Consider the following 26,283-nt stretch of genomic DNA (forward strand, 5'->3'; position numbering starts at 1 on the left):
CTCAATATCTTCTGGTTTAAACGAATCCAAATGTAAATGATGTTCTCGATCTGTACGCTTCATGTGCTGCAAGCCTGTGCGTCGGGAGTCCCGGCACGAGCAGCGATTCCGGAATCCGCTGGGTTTCTACGCAGATTGCCGCGTATGGCCCTTTTGCCTGTTCCGCCTTCAGCGGATGCACCGTGTCCATTTTGTTGGCCGTATAGATAACTGCTGCAGGCTCTGACGTCTGCACCGTCATCCTCCGGCCGCTTTCTTCTTCCTGAACGATGATCTGGTTAAGGTCGCGCTGTTCAAGGAGAAAAAGGTGATCAAACCCGTTTCCGGCATTTACGATGTGCCGGTTGTCCGACTCTGCTGCTTCTCTTAACAGTTTACCAGTTTTCAGATCAAACGGGGTGTCTTTTACAGGAATCCACTTTCCTGTCGGGAGCTGATCCCCATCCATTTCTGCAATGCCTTCTGCATTCAGCTGCAGCGAATGGCCGAGCACGTCCCGACCGCCGTCTGCAGACAGGTTAAAGTATGCATGGTTTGTCAGGCTGAGCCACGTGTCTTTATCAGACCGGGCTTCGTAGTCAATCGTAAACGTATTATCGCAGTCAAGCGTGTAAGTGACCTGCACGTCAAGATTGCCCGGATATCCGCCCTCTCCGTCCCTGCTGAAGTGTGTAAGGACGGCAACAGCCGCATCATCGCGTTTTTCTGTCCTGACGTTCCAGTAAACACTGTGGAATCCATGAGTACCGCCGTGCAGCTGATGCTCTCCCTCGTTTGCCTCAAGCTTGTAAGGTCCAAGCTGCGCGTCCTGAATGCGGCCGGCAACGCGTCCGATCAGAGCGCCGAGGTAATACGGATTTTCAAGGTATTGCTCAGCATGGTCATATGCGAGAACAACATTTTCAAAGGTTCCGTTTTTGTCAGGTGCCATGATGGATGTGATGGCCCCGCCGAGGTTCAGGAAGCTGACCGAGTAGCCTTGGCTGTTTTCAAGGGTGTATTTCTCAATGTTTTGCTGTGGATGCTTGAGAATCGTTTCGTGAAGGATGTTCATGCGTATCGTTCCTCTCTGTTTTTAAACACTCTATAAAGTGGTTAAAATGCTTATTCCCTTCAATAGTTCGTTTAAAAACGCCTGCATCCTCCAGAACCCTGCTGAATTTTATGCCAACTTCTTTTTTCAGGACAGCATCGATGGTTTTCTTTTCAAAAGTGCCGTATTTGGCCTGCAGCTGATCCACCCATTCAAGGTGATGTTCAGGAACAGAACTGCCTTCGCCAAGCAGGTTGGCTTCGATTTGCTGCAGTTCGTTTTTCAGCCGCTCCGGAAGCACCGCAAGTCCCATGACTTCAATCAGGCCGATGTTTTCTTTTTTGATGTGGTGGAGGTCCGCATGCGGATGGAAAATTCCCATCGGGTGCTCCTCGCTTGTACGGTTGTTGCGAAGAACAAGATCCAGCTCAAACTCGCCGCCGCGCATTCTGGCGATCGGCGTGACCGTCTGGTGCGGTTCATCTCCTGTAAAGGCAAGAATATCTGCTTCCGGGTTCGAGTACGTTTTCCACGTATTCAGCACGTGCTCTGCTGCTTCTACAAGCGCCGCTTTGTCCGCAGAACGCAGGCGCAGCACAGACATTGGCCACTTTACTCTTGCAAACGACACATCAGGAAAATGAGACATTTCAAATACTGCTTCATCCGGCGCCTCCGCCATCGCAAATGAGTAGCGCCCTGCCTGATAGTGGTCGTGCGAGAGAATGGAGCCGCCGACAATCGGCAGATCTGCGTTTGAACCGATGAAATAGTGCGGGAACTGCTCAACGAACCCAATCAGCCTCCTGAAGGCGTCCCCGTTGATTTTCATGTCCCGGTGCTCTCCTGATAAAACAATGGAATGCTCGTTGTAGTAAATGTACGGAGAGTACTGGAAATACCACTTCTCGCTTTCAAGCGAGAGTTCGATAATTCGGTGATTGGCGCGTGCCGGATGGCCGATGCGCCCCGCGTACCCTTCATTTTCTGCGCAAAGGAGACATTTCGGATAGGCTGCATCGTTTTTGACAGCCCGCTCTCTTGCAATGTCGCGCGGGTCTTTTTCCGGTTTGGAGAGATTGATTGTGATATCAATCTCCCCGTACTCAGTAGGGGTTTTGTAATGGATGTTTTTCGCAATCCGCTTTGTCTGGATGTAGTTGCTGTTCTGACTGAATTTATAAAAGTAATCGGTCGCAATTTCAGGCGACAGGCTGTAGTATTCTTCGAATGTGTGCTGAATGTGGGAAGGTTTGTCTAAAAAGACATTCATCAGACCTGCAGACAGTTTTTCTTTTTCATCAAAGGTTCCTTCAATCACTCCGCGGCGTGCTGCGTCTTCAACCAGAACGCCCAGGAGATCCGGAACTGTCAGAAGAGTTTCAGGCAGACCGCATTCTTCATAGGCATCAATTCCAAGCAGACCGATCAGCTGATTCCGTGCGTACACGCGGTCTCTGTCTGTGATGAATTTTTTCTGGATGGCTTGCTCTGTTAATTGATTGACGAATGAAGACATGTTCATCTGGAATCCTCTCCATATCCGTGTGGTTTTGTTTGATGCCAGTTCCACGCATCCTGCAAAATCGTTTTGATGTTTGTCCGCGCCGGCTCCCAGCCTAGAATAGCTTTCGCTTTTCCGGATGAAGCGACGAGTGTGCTCGGGTCACCGGCTCTGCGCGGTGCGGAAACAGCAGGAATCGGATGGCCCGTTACTTCGCGCGCCTCCTGAATCATCTCGCTCACTGAGAAGCCGCGGCTGCTGCCGAGGTTGATAATGGTGCTCTCACCTTGTCTGCTCAAATAGTTCAGGGCAAGGATGTGTGCATCAATCAGGTCTTCGACGTGAACGTAATCGCGGATGCAAGTGCCGTCAGGGGTTGGATAATCATCGCCGTAGATCGAGATATGCTCTCTTTGTCCGAGTGCCACCTGCAGGATGATCGGCACAAGATGTGTTTCAGGTGTGTGATCCTCGCCGATTTCAGCATCTGCACGCGCGCCCGCCACATTGAAATAGCGGAGAGACACATAACGGATGCCGTATGCTTGCTCGCACCAGCGCATCATTTTCTCCATCATCAGCTTGGATTCGCCGTACGGGTTGGTCGGGTTTGCCGGTTCGTTTTCGGTAATCGGAACGGTCTCCGGTTCCCCGTACACAGCTGCCGTAGATGAAAAGACGATCTCTTTTACACCGTGCTTTTGCATCACTTCAAGCAGGACCTGCAGCCCGTAAACGTTGTTGCGGAAATACTCCAGCGGCTTTTCCACTGATTCGCCCACTAAGCTGCTTGCAGCAAAATGCAGCACCTGGGTGATGGTCTCTTTTTCAAAGACGCTGTTTAAAAAGGCTCCGTCTCTTAAATCCCCTTCGTAAAAGCGTGCTTCAGGGTGAACAGCTTTTCTGTGCCCGGTCTGCAGGTTGTCGACGACAACAGCGTCAATCCCCTGGTCAATGAGTTGATAGACGGCATGGGAGCCGATGTAGCCGGCCCCGCCAAGAACTAATACGCTCATATGTGAACCCCCAATTCGATTTCGCATGCTCCGTCCCCGATGCTTGCGATGTAAAAGGATGCTTCGTGCCCGATTTCATTGAGATAGACGCTGCCGACTTCTCTTAAAAACTCTTCAGCAGCCGTTTTTTCAACGATCGCAATGGCGCAGCCGCCGAAGCCTGCTCCCGTCATCCGCGCACCGATGACGCCGTTTTGTTTCCAGGCAGCTTCTACTAATGCATCAAGCTCTTTTCCCGTTACTTCGTAATCATCGCGCAGGGAGCGGTGGGATGCGTTTATGAGCTCGCCGAATGTATACAGGTCGTTCCTTTCAAGCGCTTCGAGCGCCTGAATCGTCCGCTCGTTTTCGGTTACAGCATGACGCGCGCGCTTACGGACGGTTTCACTGCTGATTGCGGATGCATAGCGTTCAAACGTTTCAGCTGATAGTTCGCCAAGTGACTGCGCAGGCACTTTTTCCTGCAGAATGCTCAGCGCCTCCTCGCATTCCCCGCGGCGTTCATTGTACTTTGAACCTGCGAGCTCTCTTCGTTTGTTCGTATTCATGATGACAATCACGTGGTGATCAAGTTCGATCGGTGCATAGCGGTAGTTCAGCGTCTGGCAGTCAAGCAACATCCCGCACGCTTTTTTCCCCATGCCGATGGCAAACTGGTCCATGATGCCGCTGTTGACTCCGATATACTGATTTTCAACCACTTGGCCAAGCTTCACCATTTCAATCCGGTCAATTTTTAAATTGAACAGCGCTTCCAGCATTACGCCTGTCACCATTTCAATTGAAGCTGATGAAGAAAGCCCTGCCCCGTTCGGAATGTTTCCGTAGATTAAAAGGTCAAGCCCTTCCTCAATGACGTAACCGCGTTCCTTAAGCGCCGCTATCATGCCTTTCGGATAATTCGCCCAGTCGTCTTCGGACCTGTAAGCTAAATCGTCAAGCGGGCACTCCACAATGCCTTTGTCAGGAAAATTCACGGAGTACATGCGAATCATCCGGTCCGTGCGCTTAGCTGCAAGGGCATACGTTCCGTACGTGATCGCACATGGAAAGACGTGTCCGCCGTTGTAATCCGTATGTTCCCCGATCAGGTTAATGCGTCCCGGAGCGAAAAAACTGCGGTAGCCCCCGCTTCCAAACGTTGATAGAAATAATGTTTCCAGTTCCGCCGCATTCATTGTGCGTGTCCCCCTTTTGACCGTGCCAGAATTTTCGTCTCAAACGGCTGCAGCACTTCTCCTTCAAAGACCGCATCCTCATCATTGTGGTTCATGACGATCGCATGCTCTCCTCTGATGACGACTTCTACACCCGGGTCTGATTCGATATAGGTGATGCCGGCCCCGTTCAAAACAGATAACGCTAGCTCTCTGAGCACCTTTTCCTCTGCACCGGTTCCAACGTAATAGGCTTTTCCTTTCCCGAATCCGTTCACCGTAACAGCGGCATAGTTTTTATAAAAACGGTCGCTGTAGGTATACAGGGTTTCCGCTGCTGCCGGACGGACAAGATCTCTCCACACGCTGCCGGATGCTTCGTTTTTGCCGTCGTTTGAAAGGATGGAGACGTGCTGGCCTCCGTGAAGCGATTCAGCCTCATCGATTTCAATTCCGAGCAGATCCTTCAGCTGATAAGGTGTCTTTTCACCGAACGGAATATTATTGTCTTTGTTTTTCATGCCTGCACGGAAGGAGAAAATCACCGTTCCGCCGTTTTCAGCAAAAGCTTTCAGTCTTGCGGCAAGTTCGTCGTCAACCAGTGTGAGCACCGGGACGAGCACAACTTTATAGGATGAAAAATCATGGTCGTACCGCAGGACGTCAACCGGCACATTCACATCATGGAAAGGCTGGTAGAGCCTCATCAATTCATTTGTGAATTCCAGCTGCGAGCTCTGCTGCTGGATGCGCATCGACCAGACATTGTCAAAATCATAAAGGACGGCAACATCTGCCTGTATCGGCGCCTGGAATACCTCTTCATGCTTCCGTACTTCTTTGAATACTTCCTGCACCTCGTAGAATTTGCGGGAACGCGTGTTGTCTGCGTCAAGTATGCCGAGGCAGTACTGCTCAGCTCCCCTGTTCATGCCGCGGAACCGGAAGTAAAGCATGTTGCTGCAGCCGTGTGCAAATGCATGATAGGACCAAAGCTGAGCCTGGCCGGGTCTTGGCAGGTAGCCGATAATATCATGGCCCTGTGCGCCCATCAGCTGCTCAACGATCCAGAAGTTTTCACGCTTGATGCCGCGGACAAACCCGAGAGTAAATGACAGAAAAGCAGGCGATACCGGTTTTGTCAGCCCGCCCCATACCGGGTAATTGTCATAGGAAACGAAATCAAGTTCTCTTGAAAACTCGTTATGGTCAAACCATTTTCCGAAAAAGCCGCCCGGAAGATTCGTCGTGACTTCCTGATGTGAGCCTTTCAGCTTTTTTACAAGATTCAGATGCATCTTTGCGAAGCTGCTGAGAGATTCGCTTCTGAATCTTGCCCAGTCAAGCATCATAGCCGGGTTATGAACCGTTATCGTCGGTTTCGGGACAGGGACTTCATCAAATGCGTTGTACGTCTGCCCCCAGAAAATCGTGCCCCAGCGTTTGTTCAGCTCTTCAGCAGTTTCATATTTTTTCTCAAGAAACCGGTGAAAGGCTTCTCTGCACTCGCCGCAGTAGCACATGTCACTGCCTTCGTGGCCAAGCTCGTTATCAATCTGCCAGGAAACAATGCCGCTCTCATTCTGATAGTGTGAAACCAGTTTTCTGGCAATCGCAAGAGAATAAGTCTGATAGGTTTTTGAATTATAGCAGTACTGTCTTCTGCCCCCGAATGATTTCGGATGGCCGTGTTCATCTTCAAGTAGGATATCCGGATGCTTTTTCACAAGCCAGGCAGGAAACGTAGCCGTCGGTGTGCCGAACATAACGGCGATGCCCTCTTCTTTAAACCTTTTGATGACTCCGTCAAAAAAAGAGAAGTCGTACTTTCCTTCTTCAGGCTCCATCAAGTGCCAGGCGAACTCGCCGATGCGCACCATGTTGACGCCCATTTCCTTCATTTTTTCAATATCTTCGCCGAACAGGGATGGATCCCAATGCTCTGGATAGTAATCAACGCCTAAATACATGTCTCATCCCCCATTTTTCGTAAGGTAAAATACGTGTGACTGAAAATCTCCGCCGCGTTCTGCCATCTGTTTGTTGACGCCGTTGTACTGGACAGGAAGCGGTATGCCTCTTTGCATCAGTTCATCCCCGCCGTATGCCGCGCCGTTCACCTTGTACGTGCTGTCTGCTTCAAGTCCCGCAAGCTTCAGCGTCCGGATTTTTTTCGGAGTTGCTTCCGCCAGTACCTGATACCAGCCGACAAGCGCTTCAGAACGGTCTTTGGACACAATCATCCAGGCGGTTTCGTTTGATTCAAACGGACTGATCAGGCGGTGGAAATCGCCGTTCCTGACAAGTGTGCGGTGTAACTTGTATGTCTCGATTTGTTTTTTTACTTCTGCCTTCTCTTCCTCTGTCATCTTGTTAGGATCAAGCTCATAGCCGAATGTGCCGAAGTATGCGGCATCCCCGCGCATTTTCAACGAGGTTTTGCGCAGCGTCTGATGGTTTGGCACGTCGGATACGTGAGAGCCTATGCTGTAGATTGGATAAACAAAAGATGAGCCGTATTGAATCTTGAGGCGCTCAACAGCGTCCGTGTCATCACTTGCCCATGCCTGCGGTGCATAGTAGAGCATGCCGGCATCAAACCGGCCCCCGCCTCCGGCACACGATTCAAACAGGACGTCCGGATACTTCTCGGTCAATCTTTCATATAACTCATAGACTCCGAGAATATAGCGGTGGAAAAATTCACCCTGCCGGTCCTGTCCAAGCGCTGCGGAGTAAGCCTCCGTGATGTTTCTGTTCATGTCCCATTTGATGTAGCTGAGCTTTGCCGACTCGATAATGGAGGACATCCGCTCATACAGATAATCAACGACTTCACCGCGTGTATAGTCGAGCACCCACTGATTCCGTCCGTATGTGACCGGCCGCTCAGGATCATGAATCACCCATTCAGGGTGCCTCGTGAAAAGATCGCTCTCCTCAGAAATCATTTCCGGCTCAAACCAAAGGCCGAATTTCAGCCCTTCGCTGCGGACCGCATCAGCCAGGGCATCGATGCCTTCAGGCAGCTTGTTCAGGTCGACGAACCAGTCTCCGAGGGAAGTAGTATCATCATTGCGCTTTCCAAACCAGCCGTCATCAAGGACAAACAGCTCAACACCGAGCTCTTTAGCCTGCTTTGCAATCGCCGTAATCTTTTCAGCGTTAAAATCGAAATACGTGGCTTCCCAGTTGTTGATCAGAACCGGACGGTCCCGCTTCTGCCAGACTGGTGCGATAAGGTGCTCCCTGAACAGGTTGTGCGTGGACTGCGTGAGCCCGTTCAGTCCTTCATCTGAATATGTCAGAATGGCTTCAGGTGTATGAAACACTTCGCCCGGGGCCAGATGCCAGCTGAACTGAAACGGATGGATTCCCATCTGGATGCGTGCTGCATCGTAGTGATCAACTTCCGCCTGGGCTAAAAAGTTGCCGCTGTATACAAACTGGAAGCTGTAAGCTTCTCCGGAAGTTTCTGTTGTATTTGCACGTTTAAACGCCATATACGGATTGTGGTGATGCGAGCTTGCACCTCTTATGCTGGAGATGGACTGGATGCCCGTCTGAAGCTTCCGTTCTTTTAAATGGCGTTCTCTTGACCATGTACCGGCAAGATGGACCATCGTAAAATCACTGTCCGAAAGGTCGAGGGAAAGACTCATCATCCGCTCAATGTCGACCGGCTGCTCCCCTTCATTTTCAAGACTCGCGTGACGGGCAATGGATGCGGAATGTTCAAAAATCGTATAATAAAGCTTCAATGTCAGCTTTCTCAGTTTATCTGTGAGCGAGATGATCAATGTGCTGGCATCACCAGCATCTGCAAATGTTGCAGGAAGTTCCGGAATCCGCTCTTTTCCTTCTTTTATTTCAAAAGATGTAAATTCAAACTTGCTGACAGAGCTTCCGCCCGGATGCCTCAGGGAGATGGCCGGCTCTCTGAAATCGCTCGTGCCGTACACCGGATATTCCTGGCATACTGTCTCAAGAGAAAAAGCCGGATCATCCTTTTCAGGGTGGCAGCTTGCTGCTGTCGGAATGTGATAGGCGGCAAAATGGGAAAAGTCAGGCTGATGATTCAGCCGTTTTCCGTAGTACAACTGGCCAAGCTCCCCGTTTTTCATCACATGAAAGATATAGCTGACCGTTTTGTTTGCAAGGTGGAATTGGTTGCGTTCTTCATTCATGAATATAGGCATCGCAGTATGCTCCTTTAGCCGAGTTTTGGTTCGTCCGTAAACGTGATGCAGCAGGTTTCATTCCCCTCAAGCTCCATCACGAGAATGTCATTCTTTCCTTTTTTCAAAAGCGGGCCAGGAACGTACAGGCGCTGCTGCGGACCTTCTGTCACCCAGTAGCGTCCGAGGTTAAACCCGTTTACCCAGACATTTCCTTTTGTCCATCCTTCAAGATCAATAAAGGTATCTGCCTGCGCGTCTGCCGTCAGCTCCCCTTTGTAAATCCGCGGATAACGTTCGTCTTTTCCTTCAATAAAAGCAAAATCCGCATCATCCATCTCAAGCGGATAAACTTCCCAGTGGAACCAGTACTGATTTCCGATCCAGAGATTTTCCGTGATGCCTTTTTTGTCCTTTAAGTGCTTGCCGTAGTTTACGCGGCCCATGTTTTCCACGAATACCTCAAGGATGTTTTCCTCATTTGGAAACGAAAGGGTAATCGTTTTTTCCGGATCATTCCGGTATATGGTGCGTTCAAGCTTTCCGTTGATATAGATAAACGCTCTGTCGCGAATCGGCGCGGTGTCCATTTCAAGGTCGCCCTGTTTCGTAATCACTGTTTTATAAAGAATATAGCCGTAATTCTGGTCAAGCTCCTCCATCGGTTTAGGAGCGATAACCGTTTTAGGCTCCAGTGTGCTGATATAATTAAACACGCTCATCTTGGCGTCCAGATTTACTTTGCCGTAGCTTTTCTTAACAGAAGGAGCCGGATTCTCCGCCGGTACTTCTCTGTATTTTGAGAGAACGTTTTTTACCGCGAAGTACTTTTCACCAGGGTCTCCCCATTCCGTTAAAAGGGCATCGTAGTCATAGCTTGTAATGGTCGGCGTGTAGAACTCATAATGGTTGGCGCCGTTCATAAAGCCGAAATTTGTTCCGCCATGGAACATATAGAAATTCACGGACGCACCCTGTGAGATCATTTTTTCATATTCTGCAGCAACATCAGCTGCTTCCCGCGTGTGATGCTCTCCTCCCCAATGATTGAACCAGCCGATCCAAAATTCGGCACACATTTTCGGAGAGTTTGGTCGAAACGTTTCGAGTGCAGCAAAGGCTTCCCCCGAGCGGGAGCCGAAATTCAAGGTTGTCACAGCATCCTGCATGGATCCGTGCTGAATGAATTCGGGTCCGTCCGAGGTGAAGAGCAGAACATCAATGCCTGCTTTTTTAAAAAGATCTGCTGATGCATTCAGATACTCCAGGTCATTTCCGTAGGCGCCGTACTCATTTTCCACCTGTACGGCAATGACCGGACCGCCGTTTGACGATAGATGCGGTACAATTTTCGGCAGCAGCACGTTAAAGTACGATGCCAGATGATCAAAGAACACAGGATCTGAGCTTCGAAGCACCATGCCAGGCTCTTTCAGAAGCCAGCCGGGAAAGCCTCCGAATTCCCATTCTGCACAAATGTAAGGTGCCGGCCTGAGGATGACATACAGACCAAGCTCTTCTGCTTTTTTAATAAAGCCTTCAAGATCAGCCATCCCTTCAAAGCAGTACTGGCCTTTTTTCGGTTCATGAACATTCCACGGAATATACGTTTCGACTGTGTTCAGACCGAGCTGCTTCAGTTTCAGCAGCCGGTCCTCCCAGTACTCGGGAACAACGCGGAAATAATGAATGCTTCCCGATAGGATCTGAAACGGTTCTCCGTTTAAATAAAAGTGGTTCCCCTTTGTTGTCAGCATTTTGTTTTCCCCCTATTTAACAGCGCTTCCAAGCATTCCTGAGATAAACTGCTTCTGCAGCACCAAGAAGAAAACGATAATTGGAACGGTTGCAATGGATACACCCATCATCACCTGGCCGTAGTCAATATAAGAAAGACCCATCAGTGTCGACAGTGCGACAGGGAACGTGTACATGCCCGCATCGTTCAGAATAACAAGCGGCCACATAAAGTTGTTCCATTGCGTCATGAACAGGAAGATGGATGCGGCAGCAAGCGCCGGGCGCATGGATGGAGCCACAACTTTGAAGAAAATCTTGAGTTCTCCTGCACCGTCAAGTCTTGCCGCTTCAATCAGCTCCGTCGGGAACGCAAGGAAGTTTTGTCTCAGCAGGAAAATCGCAAACGGGTAGCAAAGCTGCGGCGCGATGACCGCAAAATACGTATTTAAAAGATTCAGCTCTGACATCATGCGGAACAGCGGAATCATCGTTGCCTGATACGGAATCATCATCGATAAAAGAAACGCGGTAAAAATAAAGTTTCTGCCTTTAAATTCGAATTTTGCAAGTGCATAGGCGGCAAGCGAACAAACAGCAAGTGCCGCAACTACATACAAGAGAGACACAAACAGCGAATTGAACATCACCTGAGGAATGTTGATCGATGCATTCAGGTTCTGGAAGTTCGTCACCAGCTGATCGCCTGGCGTGAGCGTCGGGGGGTTTGTGAACATCTTGCCCGATTCATTTGTCGCCCCGATAAACATCCAGTAAAACGGGAAAATCGAGATGATCATAAACAGGATTAAAATGGCGTACATGCCAATTTTCTGCGGCAGCGACCTGCTGCGCTTTTTCTTTGTCCCTGTTACGAACGTTGATTGAATCTGGTTGGTTGTTTCAGCATTCATCATCGATCACCTGCCAATTTGAATTGAATAAATGTGAGAATACCTACTAAAATCACTACAACATAAGCAACTGCCGATGCGTAGCCAAACTGGAAGAATTCAAATCCATTTTGGTAAATATAAAGCCCCAGTGTCATAGTCGAGTCAGCCGGTCCGCCTTTTGTTAAGTTGAACGGTTCATCAAAAAGCTGCAGCGTTCCGATTGTTGATAGGGTTGCAGCGAAAAGAATAACCGGCTTAAGCTGCGGGATTGTAATGTAGAAAAACTGTCTGATTTTCCCCGCGCCGTCGAGTGAAGCTGCTTCATACATATCGTTTGGAATGTTTTGAAGAGCAGCAAGGAAAATGACCATGTTATATCCTGTCCATCTCCATGTCATTGCAAGGATGATGGAAGCTTTTGCCCAAAAACTGTCTGACAGCCATGGAATCGCTTCCAGACCGAAGAAACCGACGACTGTATTAATGATGCCTTCCTCCTGAAGCATGATGGAGAAAAGGATTGAATACGCAACAAGAGATGTTACCGCCGGAAGGAAAAACGATACTCTGAAAAATCCTTTCAGGCGAAGGAGCCCGCTGTTCAGCACATTTGATAAGATGAGTGCAAGAAGCAGCATGATCGGCACCTGCACGATGAAGATTATGAACGTGTTCATCAGGGCTTTTCTGAAAATCGTGTCATTAAAAAGTGTAATGTAGTTATCAAGGCCGGTAAAAATATATTCCCCTGCTTCAAACGTCTGAAAGCTCAGTAACAGTGAAGCAAAGATCGGATAAACGGTAAAAACGAGAAAGAGTATAACTGCAGGGGCGATAAACATATAAGGAAATAATCGTGTTTGACTCATGCGAGATCCCACCTTAAATTACGAAAGGGCAGAATCAGATTCGGCCCTTTCTTTTTTCATTTTCAAAGTATTATTTGACTCTGTTTTTCAGTCTGTCTTCTGCAGCTTTGTAGGCATCCTCAATGGATACTTTTCCGCTGACAGCTTCAGACTGTGCTTTAATGGACTCATCCATTGCAACAGAGTAGTTGCCTGTATAGTTAACAGACGGAATGCTGTCCATTTGCTCTGTGAATGTCTGCCAGATCGGCTGATTTGTAAAGAACTCCTGCTCTTTCGTGAAAACCGGCTCATCATAGATTGTGTTCAGAGTCGGGAACAGGCCGCCATTCATTGCTTCAAGCTGTGTTTCTTCATCTGTTGAGAAGAACTCAAGGAAGTCATAGGCAACTTGTTTCATGTTTGTGTTTTCCATGATGACGTAGTTGCTTCCCCCAAGGTTGGATGCACGGTTGCCTCCTTCTTCAAATGCCGGAAGTGGAATCACGCCCCACTTGCCTGATGTATCTTTGCCTTGTCCGGTAATCGAGCCGGAAAGCCATGCGCCTGATGGAGCAGTCGCTACTTCACCGCTGACCATTGCACTGATCCATGCATCCCAGCCAACTGTATTTTTAACTAATCCTTCATCTTTAAGCTGTTTAATCACTTTAGCAGCATTCATAGACTGTTCAGATGTAAGAACAAGCTCGCCTTTGTCATCAAAGTACAGAGATCCCTGCTGGTTCATCATCATCCGGTAAAGACCGTCATCACCGTTCAGATCAAGACCAAGCATTGCTTTGCCTGTCTTTTCTTTAATGGTTTTACCTGCTTCAATGAACTGATCCCACGTCTCAATGTCTTCCGCTTTCACGCCTGCTTCTTCAAACATATCCGTTCTGTAGAAGACACCTGTCGGACCGCCGTCAAACGGGAAGCCGACTACTTTGCCGTTTACAGTCAGAAGATCGGTTTTGCTTGTCGGGAACTTATCTTTTTGTTCCTCAAAACCGTATTTTTTCAGATCAAGAAATGCTTTCGGATACGCTTCTGCATACCCTTGAATACGGTCGTCCTCTACCAGTACGATATCAGGAAGACCCTGACCGCCTGCTTGCAGGCCTGTAGTTAATTTTTGATACACATCTTCGCGCCCTAGTTCTACAATCTCAAGCTCGAAGTCCGGGTTTTCTTTTTTATAGCGCTCAGCCGCTGCTTCAAGAACAGGGACGTTGATGTTCCATGCCCATGCCGTTAATTTGTTGTCATCCTTGCTTGTCTTTTCGGAATTGCCTCCAGAACAAGCTGACAGCATGCCGATAATCAGAACCATACAGATCAAACTTATTGCCTTTTTCATGCTTTACCCCCTAATTCATCTTTTTTGACCGCAAAATGAAATCGTTTACAAAACTTATTTTAGGTGAATTGACTGAACATTTCAAGTAAAATTTAACTAAAAGTTTTAGTTCTTTTACCTTTTATTTTACTTAAATAATTCTAAAAACAAAAAAAGGACAGAGAAAATAGCTTCTCTGCCTTGATCCAATACGTTTTTACACATTGAAGCAAGTAAAAATTGAATTATACTAAAAGATTTTTTACTGAGTAAAATACCTAATCAATTTTTACGTCAGTGGGCGGCTTTTTGGGAATGATGACTTTCAGCATACCATTCCGGTAATTTGCCTTTAACTTTTTTACTAAAGCAGAGGGCGGCATTTGAAGTGATTCTTTTGCATCCTTTTCCCCTTTTACTGTTATGACCAGATGGCCGTCCTGGATTGTTAACTTGATGTTTTCCCTCTCAACTCCCGGAAGCTCGGCTTTTACTAGAAACGAATCATCCTTTTCTTCCATTGAAAGCGGAAATCCCTTCGGTGAAAATGATTGTTTAAAGTATTCGTCTATATTTCCCAGAAGCGATCGTTTTGGACGCGCCTCAAAAAATTCATTGATCATGCGCATTGGATCTTTTCGGTTATTCTCCATTTTCATCCCTCTCATACGCTCAGTTTTGTCTATTTATCATATGTAGGAAAAGAGCAAATTGCCTATGATGAAAAATGGGATTTGTTTTGTGCCGGAATGCACATAATAGCTGTGTATGAAACGGGAAATGACCGTATTTGATTTTTCTGAATAGTTTTACTTTAATAAAATAAGGAAAACGCTTACCTTTACAAGCTGTGTGCGTCTGAAGGGTTTGAACCCGCGCCGTTTCTGTTTCAAATCCTTGAAACGAGGGAAATAGTTTGTTAGGTTAAGTAACCGTAGGGCTGAACGGTTTGAAATATTTGGTTCTTTTTATTACACGATCACTAAAGTCAAAGGAGAGATTTGGTGGAATTAGCAACAATTTTATCACTTGGAATTTATTTTGCAGGCATGCTCCTGATTGGATTTTATGCCTTCAGAAAATCTACAAATGATGTATCAGGCTACATGCTTGGAGGACGGGGACTTGGTCCGGCTGTGACAGCATTGTCAGCAGGAGCATCTGATATGAGCGGCTGGATGCTGATGGGTCTTCCGGGTGCCATGTATACAACTGGATTATCAAGTATGTGGTTAGCAGTCGGTCTGACTGTCGGCGCATACCTGAACTATATCCTTGTAGCCCCGCGTCTGCGCACCTATACAGAGGTGGCAAACGACTCTATTACAATACCTGATTACTTTGAAAACCGCTTTAAAGACACATCGCGCATGCTCCGATTCGTTTCTGCAATTGTCATCGTTATTTTCTTTACCCTTTACACGTCTGCAGGATTGGTATCCGGGGGACTGCTGTTTGAATCGGCATTTAAAGCAGATTACATGTTTGGAATGCTGCTTACAGCAGGTGTTGTCATGGTCTATACCCTGTTTGGAGGATTCCTTGCAGTAAGCCTGACAGACTTTGTTCAGGGTCTTATTATGTTCTTTGCCCTTATCCTTGTGCCGGTTGTGGCTTTCATGGAGCTTGGCGGAGTAGGTCCTACGTTTGATGTGGTCCGTGAAATTGATCCGACGTATACGGACATCTTTAAAGGAACGTCCGTGCTTGGAATTCTTGGATTCCTCGCATGGGGTTTAGGCTATTTTGGACAGCCTCACATTATTGTACGCTTTATGGCCATCTCATCCATTAAAGAGTTAAAGCCGGCCAGAAGAATCGGAATGGGCTGGATGATTATCTCCATCATCGGTGCAATGCTTACAGGTCTCGTCGGTATTGCGTACATTGCTGAGACAGGCACAAAGCTTGCAGATCCTGAAACCATCTTCATTAAATTTTCTCAGGTTCTTTTCCATCCGTTTATTACCGGATTTTTGCTTGCAGCCATTCTGGCAGCGATTATGAGCACCATTTCATCCCAGCTGCTTGTTACCGCAAGTGCTCTGACTGAAGACTTTTACAAAACATTTTTGAAGAAGAATGCATCTGATAAAGAGCTTGTGTTAATTGGAAGGCTTGCCGTACTTCTGGTAGCCGTTGTGGGTGTACTCTTATCACTTGAACCTAGTGACACAATCCTGTCACTCGTCGGATATGCATGGGCCGGATTCGGTTCTGCATTTGGACCAGCCGTTCTCCTGAGCTTGTACTGGAAACGCATGACCAAGTGGGGAGCACTGGCCGGAATGATCGTCGGTGCCGTAACCGTATTGATCTGGGTAAACGTACCGGTATTGAAAGAAACGGTATACGAAATGATTCCCGGATTCTTCCTGAGCTTAATCGCTGTCTATGTTGTCAGCTTACTCACAAGCAGACCGTCAAAACGCGTTCAGAACGTGTTTACGGAAATGGAAGAAACGCTGGAAGAAGAAACGAAATAAGTTATGCAGAAACCGCCTGTTTTCAGGCGGTTTCTATTTGTTTCTTAATTAAACGCTTCTTTAACTCAAATGAAAGCACTAAAAAGCCACCCCGCATACCGCAGGGTGGCTTTTACTCTTATTGATAAATATGCACAGTCGGTTTTTCCTGGCCCGGCTTGCGGACGATCAGGGCTTCCTGGCCGCTTGTGGAGGTGATGTTTACTTCAACCGAAACGTAGTCCGGGAAGTAGTCCACGACTTTACCTGTTGCAAACTGCGTAAATGCGATCACTTCTGATTTTCCGTAAAACTGCATCGGAATATCGATTTTCAGTTCCTGCATCTCTTCGCCTTTGTAGAAGGCTTTGCCGATAACACCTGTGTAGTTCGGGAAGAAGTCGTCAATGTCCTGTTTGAAGCGTTCAAACAAGTTGGCATCCTCGCGGTAGTTTTCCGTTCCTTCAGGCGACGGGAAGAAGACGTATTCTTCATTTACGCTGTCCCATTTTCCGATTGAACTGCTTCCTCCGTCAACGACAGTGCTTGCAATAAAGCTGCCTGGCACGATCGAGGATTTTGGCGCCTGTTTATAAAGGGCAATGACCACAGGCACTCTTTCTAGGCCTTTTTGGCTTCTGACGCGCTTGATGACCTCTGCGGCCATTTTCTTGCCTTCTGCCTCTAACTGGCTGTCAGGAATCTTATATTCCCGCTGAGGCTCTCCTACGGCTTCACGGTAGTAATGAACTGAGTTCATCGCAAGTCCGATGACGACTCCCCCCAGCTCGACTGTATTTTCGCCTTTTCGGACCAAATAGTTATGCTCAAGCATATGAGCCAAATAAATTGGGCTTTTTTCGTTCTGCTGGATATAATCGCCTTCTGATGATTTCGGCGGGTTAAGTCCTTCATTTTTAAAATTCTTGTCACTTTTTTTCTTATCTTCCAGCTCTTTTCCTTCAAGCTTTCTTCCAAGCCATGAGCGGACTGTTTTCTCATCCAGGTACTGTCCTTCCTGATACAGATGGTTATCAGGCGGGAATTCTTCTTGAGCCATTCTCATCAGGCCTGTTTCAAACTCGTCAATATCAAGACGGGTATTGATGTTCTCTGCGACAAGGCCTCTTGCTTTGCCCTCTTTAAAAGGCAAAATCATTTTATAGTAGGAGTCTGAAATATTGTACTTCGGAATAATCGCTTTTTCTGTTGAATCATCTTCCGTTTCCTGTACAAGCTCCTCTTCTTCACCAAAGCTCGGTGCGCAGGCTGACAAAAACAGGCAGCCTGCAAGCAGTATTACCATACCTTTTTTCAAGTTGGAACACACCTCTTTTAGTTTCTCCTCAGAAAGAAATCTATTTTTTCAGCTCTTCAATTAAGCGCTCTTCATCCCAAATCTCAATGCCCAGCTCCTGAGCTTTCACAAGCTTGCTGCCTGCATCTTCCCCGGCTACGACCAAATCTGTTTTCTTGCTTACGCTTCCCGCTGCTTTGCCGCCTAGCGCTTCAATTTTTTCTTTCGCTTCATTGCGGGACATCTGCTCAAGCTTCCCTGTCAGCACGACAGTCTTGCCTGCAAAGAAGGAATCGGATTCCTCAGGTCTTACAAGCTTTGGACCCAGATATGACATATTCACGCCGCAGGATTTGAGTTCTGATATAAGTTCATTCATCTCTTCCTGCTCAAAATAGGTAACAACAGCGTCCGCCATTTTATCCCCAATTTCATCAACTGCAATAATCTCATCCCTTGATGCAGATTGCAATCGTTCCATCGTCTCAAAATGCTGCGCAAGCGTCTTTGCTGCCTTTGCCCCGATAAAGCGGATGCCAAGCCCGAACAGAAGTCTCTCAAGGGAATTCTGCTTGGAGTTTTCAATCGCCTGCAGAAGGTTGTCCGCTGATTTTTCGCCCATCCGCTCAAGCTCCAGAAGCTGTTCCCTCTGAAGGCGGTAAAGATCCGCTACATCTTCAATAAGGTTTTCCTTGAAAAGCTGGGCAATGACACGTTCTCCAAGACCGTCAATGTTCATTGCGTTTCGGGAGACGAAGTGAATAAGACCTTCGCGGATTTGAGCCGGACATTTTGGATTGATGCAGCGGAGTGCGACCTCCCCTTCAATCCGCACTAGCTCACTTTCGCACTCAGGACAGTGGGTCGGCATAGTAAATTCTGTTTCGTCCCCAGTTCTGTGCTCAGGCAGGACGTTCACGACTTCCGGTATAATGTCCCCCGCTTTTTTCACAATGACATAGTCGCCAAGGCGAATGTCTTTTTCACGGATCAGGTCTTCATTGTGCAGGGATGCACGTTTCACTGTCGTGCCGGCAACACGGACCGGCTCAAGAATCGCAGTCGGCGTCACAACGCCCGTTCGTCCGACATTGAGCTCAATATCAAGAAGCTTTGTCATGACTTCCTCGGCAGGAAACTTGTACGCAATGGCCCAGCGCGGGCTTTTTGCCGTAAATCCGAGAGCTTTCTGCTGTTCAATGGAATCGACTTTTACAACAATTCCGTCTATCTCATATGGCAGACTTGTCCGCTTTTCCTGATGGGCTGCAATCAGCTCGATGACTTCATCGATTGATTCGCATCTCCGTCGTTCGGTATTGGTTTTGAATCCAAGTTCTTCAAGCGCATCAAGGCCAGCACTCTGGGTCTTGGCGCCTGTTTCTTCCCCGAGGTCTGCAATACTATAGACGAAAATATTCAGATTTCGTTTCGCCGCAATTTTAGGATCGAGCTGGCGGAGAGAGCCTGCCGCAGCATTTCGCGGGTTGGCAAACGGCTCTTCCTCGAGCTGTATTTTCACTTCGTTTAATTTTTCAAAAGAGGACTTCGGCATATAGGCTTCGCCGCGCACCTCGATTGAAAGGTTTTTCTTTAGCTTCAGCGGAATGGACCGGATGGTTTTCAGGTTTTCGGTAATATCTTCGCCGGTTGTGCCGTCCCCCCGTGTTGCACCGCGCACGAATGCTCCATTTTCATAAGTAAGGGAAACAGCCAGACCGTCAATTTTAAGCTCAACCATATAGTGAACATCATCACCGACTGCCTGCCTCACACGGCGGTCAAAATCGCGGAGATCCTGCTCATTGAACGCATTTCCGAGACTGAGCATAGGTGTCTGATGCTGAACCTTTTTAAAGCCTTCAAGAATTTCGCCGCCAACCCGCTGAGTCGGGGAATCCGGAGTCTTGAGTTCAGGGAAACGTTCTTCAATGTCAACCAGCTCATGTAAAAGCTGATCGTATTCAGAATCCGGAACAGTCGGTTTATCCAGCACGTGATATTCATAGTTGTACTTGTTTAATAAGTCATGCAGGGTTTCTGCACGCTGTTTGGCTGTATTCATATCCATCCCTTGGTCCAATCCTTTCACTACTGTACTTTTTTTATAGGAGCAAATTTAGCAAGCAGGCGTTTGATGCCGACAGGGCTTGGGAATGCAATATCAAGCTCCTTGCCCTCTCCTTCGCCTTTTACGCTGACAACGGTGCCGATGCCCCATTTTTTATGTTCTGCCTTGCTGCCGACGCTCCATGCGATTTCATCTCCGCCTGTAGAGGCTGCAATCGGTCTTGTAACGGCAGGTCTCCGTTCAGGCCGTGCTTTTGCACCAAATGGCGAAGGGCTCTTTTTCACTTCATTCAGATTTTCAATCAGAGCAGATGGAATTTCAGATATAAATCTTGATTCGGGATTCATGCTCGTCCGGCCGAAGAGAGTCCTCATTTTCGCATTTGTAATAAACAGCTCTTTTTCTGCACGGGTAATGCCGACATAGGCAAGGCGGCGCTCCTCTTCCATTTCCGCTTCTTCCATAAGTGAACGGCTGTGAGGGAAGACGCCTTCTTCAACGCCCATCAAAAAGACAACCGGGAACTCAAGGCCCTTGGCAGAATGAAGCGTCATTAACACGACCGCTTCTTTAGAGGCTTCCTCATCATCATCTAATTTATCAATATCCGCCACTAAAGCAAGATCGGTCAGGAATGCAACAAGGCTCTTATCCTCACTGTTCTTTTCAAAGTTCTGCGTAACAGACAGGAACTCGTCGATATTCTCAAGGCGGCTTTGCGCTTCGATCGTTTTCTCCGTTTTCAGCATCTCGCGGTAGCCTGTTTTCTCAATCACTTCTTCTGCAAGTTCCGTGACAGACAGGTAGTCCTGCATGTTGGCCATGTTCCGGATCAGTTCACGGAAATCAACCATGGCACTTACTACACGTGCACTGACGCCGGCAAACTCAATCTGTTCAATCGCCCCGAAGAGGGACAGATCATTGTCTGCTGCATACTGGGCAATCCGGTCAACGGAAGTCGCTCCAACACCTCGTTTCGGCACGTTTATGACGCGCGCCAGACTGATGTCATCATCCGGGTTGGCAATCAGTCTCATGTAAGCTAGGATATCTTTAATCTCTTTTCTGTCATAGAACTTGATACCGCCGACAATCGTGTAGTTGATGTTCGACTTCAGCAGAATTTCCTCAATGACACGGGACTGGGCGTTCGTTCTGTAAAGAATCGCAAAGTCTGAAAGCTTTCTTCCCTGAGTGGAGACAAGCTGATTGATTTTGCCCGCCACAAACTGCCCTTCAGCCGACTCGCTGTCCGCGCGGTAGTAGCTGATTTTCTGCCCTTCATCGTTTTCTGTCCAGAGATTTTTCGCCTTGCGGTTCATGTTGTTTTTGATCACGCCGTTTGCCGCTTCAAGAATGCGCTGTGTCGAGCGGTAGTTCTGCTCAAGCAGAATCACACTGGCAGACGGATAGTCTTTTTCAAAAGAGAGGATATTCGCAATATCTGCTCCGCGCCAGCGGTAAATTGACTGGTCAGAGTCTCCGACTACGCACAGATTCTGAAAGCGCGAAGCAAGCATTTTAACGAGAAGATACTGCGCTCTGTTCGTATCCTGGTACTCATCCACGTGAATGTACTGGAATTTGCGCTGGTAAAATTCAAGCACTTCAGGCACACGCTGAAACAGCTGAATCGTCGTCATGATCAAGTCATCAAAATCAAGCGACTGGTTTTTCAGCAGTTTTTTCTGATAGTCCTTATATACATCGCTTGCAACCTGCTCATACATGCCGCCTGCTGTTTTTTCAAATTCCTCGGGAGTGATCAGTTCATTCTTCGCACTGCTGATGCTTCCCAAAATGCTGCGGGGATCAAATTTCTTCGGGTCTATATTCCGGTCTTTCAAGATCTGCTTAATAACGGACAGCTGGTCTGTCGTATCCAGAATCGAGAAGTTTCTGCTGATGCCGATCCGGTCGATGTCACGCCTTAAAATTCTTACACACATCGAGTGGAAGGTAGAAATCCAGATATCATCTGCTCCGGGTCCGAGCAGCTTTCCGATACGCTCCTTCATTTCCCTTGCCGCTTTATTTGTAAAAGTAATCGCAAGGATATTCCACGGAGCGACTCCCTTTTCAACCATCAGGTACGCGATTCTTCTTGTGAGAACGCTTGTCTTTCCGCTCCCTGCGCCTGCCATGATTAAGAGCGGTCCATCCGTTGCCTTGACCGCTTCCTTTTGCATGTCATTCAAGCCATTTAATAATTGATCTGTTAAAAATTGCACGTTCCGGACACCACCTTATATCAAACATATGTTCTTATTTTATCTCAACACCTGCGTGTTATGCAATTATGGTTTTACTGCTTTTACCGTTTTCAGTGCGGCTTCCAGGTTCTCATAAATAATGTTGCCGACAACAACGGCATCGGCATGCTCGGCCATTTCAGCTGCCTGTTCAGGCGTCTTTATACCGCCTCCGTAAAACAGCTTTGTCTCAGAAAGCACTTTGCCTGCCGCTTCCACAACATTCACATCGCCATAAGTTCCGCTGTACTCCAGATAGAAAATCGGCATGTGAAACATGTTTTCAGCCAGTCTGGCATATGAGACCACATCATCAGCAGTCAATTCAGTTCTTGCATCTGTGAGTCTGGCTGCTTTGCAGTCCCCGTTCAGGATGCAGTACCCTTCCACGAGGAGTTCATCCCAGTTCATAAGATCTCCATATTCTTTAACCGCCTCATGATGCAGCCCCATGACCCACTTTGCATCTCTGCTGTTCATGACAGACGGAATGAAATACAAATCAAATCCGGGCATGATCGACTCAATCTCGGATACTTCAAGCACACACGGCACTAGGTATCTTCTGATTCGGGACATTAAGTTTAACACATTATCCATCGTCACATTGTCGCTTCCCCCGACAATGATGGCGTCTGTTCCTGACTCACATATTCTCTCGAGTGCCTCGTCGCTTATTTCTTTATCGGGATCAAGTTTGAATACATGCTTCCACTCGCTCACATCATACATAGCCGTTCCTCCTAACAATCAGGTTCCATTCAAACATTATATCAAATTAATGCCCTGCAAAAAACGCACAGGTGCTATGAAGGTTTTGACAATCTGATTACGTTTTGCTTTATGCAACTGAAGGATTTAAGCTGATGATTGAAAATGGATGGTTTAAAGAGCCGCCTGAGTAATTAGAATAAACTTCATTTGAAAAAATTCCAAAATAAAAAGGCTGAACAAGTTCAGCCTTTTTGCTATTAAGATTCTTTCGGCTCCTGCGCGCCGATGCGCTCAAGAGCCATCGTATAGGCGTCGTTTCCGTAGTTCAGGCAGCGTTTAACACGCGAGATCGTTGCTGTGCTTGCGCCTGTCTCTGTTTCGATTTTATGATAAGTAAAGCCTTCGCGGAGCATGCGCGCCACTTCAAGACGCTGGGCGAGCGACTGAATTTCGTTTACTGTGCAGAGATCATCGAAAAATCGATAGCATTCATCCAGATTTTTAAGTGAGAGGACAGATTCAAATAGTTGGTCAAGTTCTTTTCCCCGTAATTTTTCGATTTGCATGTTGATTCTCCTTTTTAAAAGATTTAGTGGAGGGTCACTTGATTGAGATGGGGCACGATGCTGATCCATGTTTTCCCCGGAACAAGCTCCACCTGCTCTCCGTTCAGATACGGAAGGATCCTTCCGTCAGCATTGCGCCATTCTACCTCTCGGCTGACACCATGCTGAAGAAGGATTGCTTTGCCGCCCTCCGTAAGGTTAATGGACCTTCTGCCTTGTTTATCCATAATTTCGTGAGTCATTTCAGCAATAAGTACATTACTGGGTGCTACGGCTTCATCTGATTGAAGATCTCTAGTCTGTTCGTTGCTATATCTGAAATAGGTCTGTGATTGTTTGTCATAAATAAACTGCGATTCAAAAGTGTCAGATTTATCGTAGCGGATGACGGCTTCAGCTGCGGAGTTCCCCTGAAGTTTCTTTCCTTCCGCCGCTTTCATAAACGGCAGCGGGTCCGGCCTCTGCGAAAAATCCGCTTTATTCAGCTCTGCACCTTTTTTTATATGTTCGGATGAGATATAAGAATTGTGCGGTGCTTTTCTGAAATCTGCCCTTTCAAAAAGCGTGCCGTCGTAAAACATTCCGTTTAAGAAGTCATGGTTTCCGTCTTCAAGGAGTTCGCGCGCCTGAGGGCTCCATCCGTGGCTTATAAAGAAAGCATTGTAGCCGCCGGCAAGCTCAACGTAGTATTCTCTTGCACTCCGGACCGGACCGATCATCTCCGGAAGCTCGCTTTGATAGATGGCTAAAAACCTTGTGATGCTGCCTTCTGCAAGCACTTCATAGACAATGTCCGCTTTATGGAGTCCTGACTGCGGCCGGGCTGCAGGGTGATTGTTGATCATCACGGCAAAAGCACGGTTTCCCATGTTCTCTGAAGGAAGACCCGTCAGAGGATAGCTGCTTACTTCTTCAGCAGGAGCTGATGGTTCCTGCTTTTTCACGCTTGGATTTGGAACGCTGTTCTCTTCTTTGACGCATGCTGTGCACAATGCGAGCAGCATAACTGCCGCTAACAGCCGCTGTAAGTTCTTCTTGATGGTTTTCACGTAAGTTTGACCCCTTTTGCTTCCTTTTATATTTTAACGCATTATCGGCGGAAAGAGTATTATTTTTTTAAGCACATCATAGATCCCCGCTGGCGTTATTCTGATATAAGGCAAATGAGTCGATAAGAGGAAAAACAGGGAGTAAACAGGGTCCCCGAACAGATAGCCTCTTTCCGCCAAAAGCCTTCTGAACGTCTCTTCCTGCTGAACCACTTCTTCAAACGGCTGCAAAGACGCTCCGCCGCATATTCCAAGCGGAATTTCGTGCAGAACGTCTCCTTTTTCTGCTAGAACAATCCCTCCGCCAAGCTCCTTCATCCTCTGAAAAGCAGTGATCATATCGTGCTTGCTTTTTCCGATGAGAATAATGTCACCTGTTGTTGAGTATGAGCTTGCAAGTCCGCCGAGACTTGAGGCAAATCCTTTCAGCATGGTGTTGATTCTCCATTTCCCTCTTTTATCAATGAGAGCGAGAAAGCATTCATCGTGGCTGTCGCTGAGATCATCAAAGGAATGATCAGCCGTGATCCTGTATGGTTCGATGATCACATCATTTTTCATCTTAAGGCCCATAGCCATTGAAAATTGCAGATCGTTAAGGGAGAGAGACCAATTCAGCTGCAGAGGTTCAAGTCCTGTTTGTTTCCAGTCAAAAGAAGGAAACTCAGCTGCTGCTCCAGTTTTTTTAAGCCACTTTCCTTTTGCCAGCACACTGACAGGAAGCGGCTGTTCTATCGCTGAAAGGATATTCAGATTGGCCATTCTTCCAGGCGCGACCGCCCCCGTCACTTCTTCCATCCTGTAATAACGGGCGGCATTGAAGCTTGCCATATGGTAGGCATCAATTGCAGGAATACCGCTTTCCATCGCCATTTTTATCAGACTGTCCATCATGCCGTCCTTATAAAAATGCGGCGTTGATCCGTCTGTTGTAAAAAGAAAGTGATCATACGAAGTGATTTCTTTCTCCCGGATGCCTTTAAGCAGCTGTGTCAGATCCGGCCTGATGGATGAATGGCGCAGGGCTACCGTATAGCCGAGAGAAAGCCTTTCAACTACATCTTCACCTGTCATCGCCTCGTGGTCACAATCTGCACCGAAAAGCTTCATTTTGGTAAGCGTACCGGCAGAAGCACCCGGAAAATGCCCCTCTATCCGCTTTCCCTTTCCTTTTATCTCCTTCATCCACGACAGCATGAGATCATCATCCTGCAATAGCTTAGGCCAGCCGGTTAATTCACCGCCTTGAATAACATATTCAGAATCCATCCATTTTTTCATAAAATCCAGCGATAAAATACCAGTTTCATCCGGTACTTCCGTTTGCAGGTCAAACCGTGCCCACCAGTAATACTGCACCTGTCGGCTATTGATTTCCTCCACAAAAGAAAACGCTTTCTTTTTATCGGACTGAAAAAGCAGAAATAAATTATCACAGATCATGCTTGTTGTGCCGAACTGCGACACATACTCTCCGAAAGAAAGGGGATTATAAAGTTGAAACGGGTGTGCATGAGGCTCAATATAGCCGGGTACAATAAACTGCCCTTCACAATCCGCTGTTTCTTTTGCGGAAGCAGGCAGATTGTTTCCTATATAAACAATCCGGTCATCTTTAATCCAAATATGGGCCTTTATCCATCTCTTTAAGTAAGAGTTCAGATAGGTACCATTTTTCAGCAAAAGATCCGGCGGCTCTTGTCCGGATGCTGCGTCAATATGGCCTCTGATCTCCCGGATCTTCCACGGAGCATTTGGCTTTGGCATGACAGCGCCTCCCTGAAGGTCTTTTCATTATGGTAACATATTCAATTTATTAACGCACTAAAGAATTTCTCGAAAAAGGAGTCTAATCATTTTGAAACCAAACATCGGCATCGTAAACGGCTTAATCCGCATCACCATTGGACTTTTCCTGCTCTCGTGGGCATCTGCCAAGTATTCAAAAAAGCCCTGGAAAGAATCTGCCCTGCTTGTCATGCTGCTCGGCGCCATGAAAGTCGGGGAAGGCATCCTGCGTTTCTGTCCGCTCACGTTTATGTATCAGGAGTATAAAAAAGAGGATCTGGAGTTTGGGGATAAAACTTATAATCCTTCTTAAAAGCAAAAGCGCAAGCGCCTTGTTCAGATCCGATAGGCAGATAAGAAATCGGCA

20 protein-coding genes are annotated in these 26,283 nt (G+C 47.3%); 2 read left to right on the forward strand and 18 right to left on the reverse strand.

From position 1 onward, the window contains the following. Positions 1-16: 16 nt before the first annotated feature. From ACTSEZ_RS16430 to ACTSEZ_RS16480, 11 genes are all read right to left on the reverse strand, one after another. Entirely contained in the window at positions 17-1,054 is a 1,038-nt protein-coding gene (locus ACTSEZ_RS16430) for an aldose epimerase family protein (RefSeq protein ID WP_369735327.1), read from the reverse strand. Then, on the reverse strand, positions 1,005-2,558 hold the full coding sequence (galT, locus tag ACTSEZ_RS16435; RefSeq protein WP_369735328.1) for a UDP-glucose--hexose-1-phosphate uridylyltransferase: 1,554 nt from the start codon (positions 2,556-2,558) through the stop codon (positions 1,005-1,007). The genes ACTSEZ_RS16430 and galT overlap by 50 nt, the downstream gene beginning before the upstream one ends. Next, complete coding sequence (gene galE / locus ACTSEZ_RS16440) at positions 2,555-3,553, reverse strand: UDP-glucose 4-epimerase GalE (RefSeq protein ID WP_369735330.1); 999 nt, start codon at positions 3,551-3,553, stop codon at positions 2,555-2,557. Before galE ends, galT begins: the two co-directional genes overlap by 4 nt. Beyond that, positions 3,550-4,731 carry a galactokinase gene (locus tag ACTSEZ_RS16445; protein ID WP_369735331.1) on the reverse strand — a complete coding sequence of 394 codons (1,182 nt, stop codon included), beginning with the start codon at positions 4,729-4,731 and terminating at the stop codon, positions 3,550-3,552. Before ACTSEZ_RS16445 ends, galE begins: the two co-directional genes overlap by 4 nt. Further along, positions 4,728-6,680: a beta-galactosidase gene (locus ACTSEZ_RS16450; RefSeq protein WP_369735332.1), complete on the reverse strand. Its 1,953-nt coding sequence runs from the start codon at positions 6,678-6,680 to the stop codon at positions 4,728-4,730. Before ACTSEZ_RS16450 ends, ACTSEZ_RS16445 begins: the two co-directional genes overlap by 4 nt. A gap of 3 nt (positions 6,681-6,683) precedes the next feature. Then, positions 6,684-8,909 carry an alpha-galactosidase gene (locus ACTSEZ_RS16455; RefSeq protein WP_369735334.1) on the reverse strand — a complete coding sequence of 742 codons (2,226 nt, stop codon included), beginning with the start codon at positions 8,907-8,909 and terminating at the stop codon, positions 6,684-6,686. 14 nt (positions 8,910-8,923) lie between these two features. Further along, positions 8,924-10,645: a glycoside hydrolase family 35 protein gene (locus ACTSEZ_RS16460; protein WP_369735335.1), complete on the reverse strand. Its 1,722-nt coding sequence runs from the start codon at positions 10,643-10,645 to the stop codon at positions 8,924-8,926. Between the two features lie 12 nt (positions 10,646-10,657). Next, the gene (locus ACTSEZ_RS16465; RefSeq protein WP_369735383.1) at positions 10,658-11,449 is read right to left on the reverse strand and encodes a carbohydrate ABC transporter permease; all 792 of its coding nucleotides are present in this window, start codon (positions 11,447-11,449) and stop codon (positions 10,658-10,660) included. Positions 11,450-11,538: 89 nt separating this feature from the next. Next, complete coding sequence (locus ACTSEZ_RS16470) at positions 11,539-12,390, reverse strand: carbohydrate ABC transporter permease (protein ID WP_369735337.1); 852 nt, start codon at positions 12,388-12,390, stop codon at positions 11,539-11,541. Between the two features lie 70 nt (positions 12,391-12,460). Beyond that, positions 12,461-13,732, reverse strand: coding sequence for an ABC transporter substrate-binding protein (locus tag ACTSEZ_RS16475; protein WP_369735338.1), 1,272 nt, complete (start codon positions 13,730-13,732; stop codon positions 12,461-12,463). Positions 13,733-13,989: 257 nt separating this feature from the next. Then, a complete protein-coding gene (locus ACTSEZ_RS16480) occupies positions 13,990-14,364 on the reverse strand; it encodes an Hsp20/alpha crystallin family protein (protein ID WP_369735339.1) in 375 nt (124 codons plus the stop codon). 351 nt (positions 14,365-14,715) lie between these two features. Here ACTSEZ_RS16480 and putP point away from each other — a divergent pair, with 351 nt between their 5' ends. Further along, a complete protein-coding gene (putP, locus tag ACTSEZ_RS16485) occupies positions 14,716-16,197 on the forward strand; it encodes a sodium/proline symporter PutP (RefSeq protein ID WP_442504692.1) in 1,482 nt (493 codons plus the stop codon). A 118-nt stretch (positions 16,198-16,315) separates the two neighbouring features. Here the strand turns inward: putP and ACTSEZ_RS16490 are convergent, their stop codons facing one another. The 7 genes from ACTSEZ_RS16490 to ACTSEZ_RS16520 all read right to left on the reverse strand — a co-directional run bounded on the left by ACTSEZ_RS16490 (position 16,316) and on the right by ACTSEZ_RS16520 (position 25,895). Then, entirely contained in the window at positions 16,316-17,482 is a 1,167-nt protein-coding gene (locus ACTSEZ_RS16490) for a CamS family sex pheromone protein (protein ID WP_369735386.1), read from the reverse strand. 52 nt (positions 17,483-17,534) lie between these two features. Next, positions 17,535-19,544 (reverse strand): NAD-dependent DNA ligase LigA, encoded by a 2,010-nt coding sequence (ligA, locus tag ACTSEZ_RS16495; RefSeq protein WP_369735341.1) that lies wholly within the window; start codon positions 19,542-19,544, stop codon positions 17,535-17,537. A 20-nt stretch (positions 19,545-19,564) separates the two neighbouring features. Further along, positions 19,565-21,736: a DNA helicase PcrA gene (gene pcrA / locus ACTSEZ_RS16500; protein ID WP_369735387.1), complete on the reverse strand. Its 2,172-nt coding sequence runs from the start codon at positions 21,734-21,736 to the stop codon at positions 19,565-19,567. 108 nt (positions 21,737-21,844) lie between these two features. Further along, positions 21,845-22,531 (reverse strand): heptaprenylglyceryl phosphate synthase, encoded by a 687-nt coding sequence (gene pcrB / locus ACTSEZ_RS16505; RefSeq protein WP_369735343.1) that lies wholly within the window; start codon positions 22,529-22,531, stop codon positions 21,845-21,847. Positions 22,532-22,770: 239 nt separating this feature from the next. After that, positions 22,771-23,079, reverse strand: coding sequence for a YerC/YecD family TrpR-related protein (locus tag ACTSEZ_RS16510; protein ID WP_029285494.1), 309 nt, complete (start codon positions 23,077-23,079; stop codon positions 22,771-22,773). A gap of 23 nt (positions 23,080-23,102) precedes the next feature. Continuing rightward, positions 23,103-24,128 carry a DUF3048 domain-containing protein gene (locus ACTSEZ_RS16515; RefSeq protein WP_369735345.1) on the reverse strand — a complete coding sequence of 342 codons (1,026 nt, stop codon included), beginning with the start codon at positions 24,126-24,128 and terminating at the stop codon, positions 23,103-23,105. 33 nt (positions 24,129-24,161) lie between these two features. Continuing rightward, positions 24,162-25,895 (reverse strand): adenine deaminase C-terminal domain-containing protein, encoded by a 1,734-nt coding sequence (locus ACTSEZ_RS16520; RefSeq protein ID WP_369735347.1) that lies wholly within the window; start codon positions 25,893-25,895, stop codon positions 24,162-24,164. 91 nt (positions 25,896-25,986) lie between these two features. On the opposite strand from ACTSEZ_RS16520, the gene ACTSEZ_RS16525 reads away from it, so the two are divergent. Beyond that, on the forward strand, positions 25,987-26,229 hold the full coding sequence (locus ACTSEZ_RS16525) for a YgaP family membrane protein (RefSeq protein WP_369735348.1): 243 nt from the start codon (positions 25,987-25,989) through the stop codon (positions 26,227-26,229). Positions 26,230-26,283: the final 54 nt, after the last annotated feature.

The sequence above is a fragment of the Metabacillus mesotrionivorans genome (genome assembly GCF_052171315.1).
GTDB lineage: Bacteria > Bacillota > Bacilli > Bacillales > Bacillaceae > Bacillus_P.

Coding starts and splice junctions, on each gene's coding strand:
- galE (WP_369735330.1), bottom strand. CDS start 3,553: ATGAGCGTATTAGTTCTTGGCGGGGCCGGCTACATCGGCTCCCATGCC.
- ACTSEZ_RS16450 (WP_369735332.1), bottom strand. CDS start 6,680: ATGTATTTAGGCGTTGATTACTATCCAGAGCATTGGGATCCATCCCTG.
- ACTSEZ_RS16455 (WP_369735334.1), bottom strand. CDS start 8,909: ATGCCTATATTCATGAATGAAGAACGCAACCAATTCCACCTTGCAAAC.
- ACTSEZ_RS16430 (WP_369735327.1), bottom strand. CDS start 1,054: ATGAACATCCTTCACGAAACGATTCTCAAGCATCCACAGCAAAACATT.
- pcrB (WP_369735343.1), bottom strand. CDS start 22,531: ATGTATGATGTGAGCGAGTGGAAGCATGTATTCAAACTTGATCCCGAT.
- ACTSEZ_RS16460 (WP_369735335.1), bottom strand. CDS start 10,645: ATGCTGACAACAAAGGGGAACCACTTTTATTTAAACGGAGAACCGTTT.
- ACTSEZ_RS16445 (WP_369735331.1), bottom strand. CDS start 4,731: ATGAATGCGGCGGAACTGGAAACATTATTTCTATCAACGTTTGGAAGC.
- pcrA (WP_369735387.1), bottom strand. CDS start 21,736: ATGCAAAAGGAAGCGGTCAAGGCAACGGATGGACCGCTCTTAATCATG.
- ACTSEZ_RS16520 (WP_369735347.1), bottom strand. CDS start 25,895: ATGCCAAAGCCAAATGCTCCGTGGAAGATCCGGGAGATCAGAGGCCAT.
- ACTSEZ_RS16510 (WP_029285494.1), bottom strand. CDS start 23,079: ATGCAAATCGAAAAATTACGGGGAAAAGAACTTGACCAACTATTTGAA.
- ACTSEZ_RS16470 (WP_369735337.1), bottom strand. CDS start 12,390: ATGAGTCAAACACGATTATTTCCTTATATGTTTATCGCCCCTGCAGTT.
- ACTSEZ_RS16480 (WP_369735339.1), bottom strand. CDS start 14,364: ATGGAGAATAACCGAAAAGATCCAATGCGCATGATCAATGAATTTTTT.
- ACTSEZ_RS16490 (WP_369735386.1), bottom strand. CDS start 17,482: ATGGTAATACTGCTTGCAGGCTGCCTGTTTTTGTCAGCCTGCGCACCG.
- ACTSEZ_RS16465 (WP_369735383.1), bottom strand. CDS start 11,449: ATGTACGCCATTTTAATCCTGTTTATGATCATCTCGATTTTCCCGTTT.
- ACTSEZ_RS16475 (WP_369735338.1), bottom strand. CDS start 13,732: ATGAAAAAGGCAATAAGTTTGATCTGTATGGTTCTGATTATCGGCATG.
- galT (WP_369735328.1), bottom strand. CDS start 2,558: ATGAACATGTCTTCATTCGTCAATCAATTAACAGAGCAAGCCATCCAG.
- ligA (WP_369735341.1), bottom strand. CDS start 19,544: ATGGATATGAATACAGCCAAACAGCGTGCAGAAACCCTGCATGACTTA.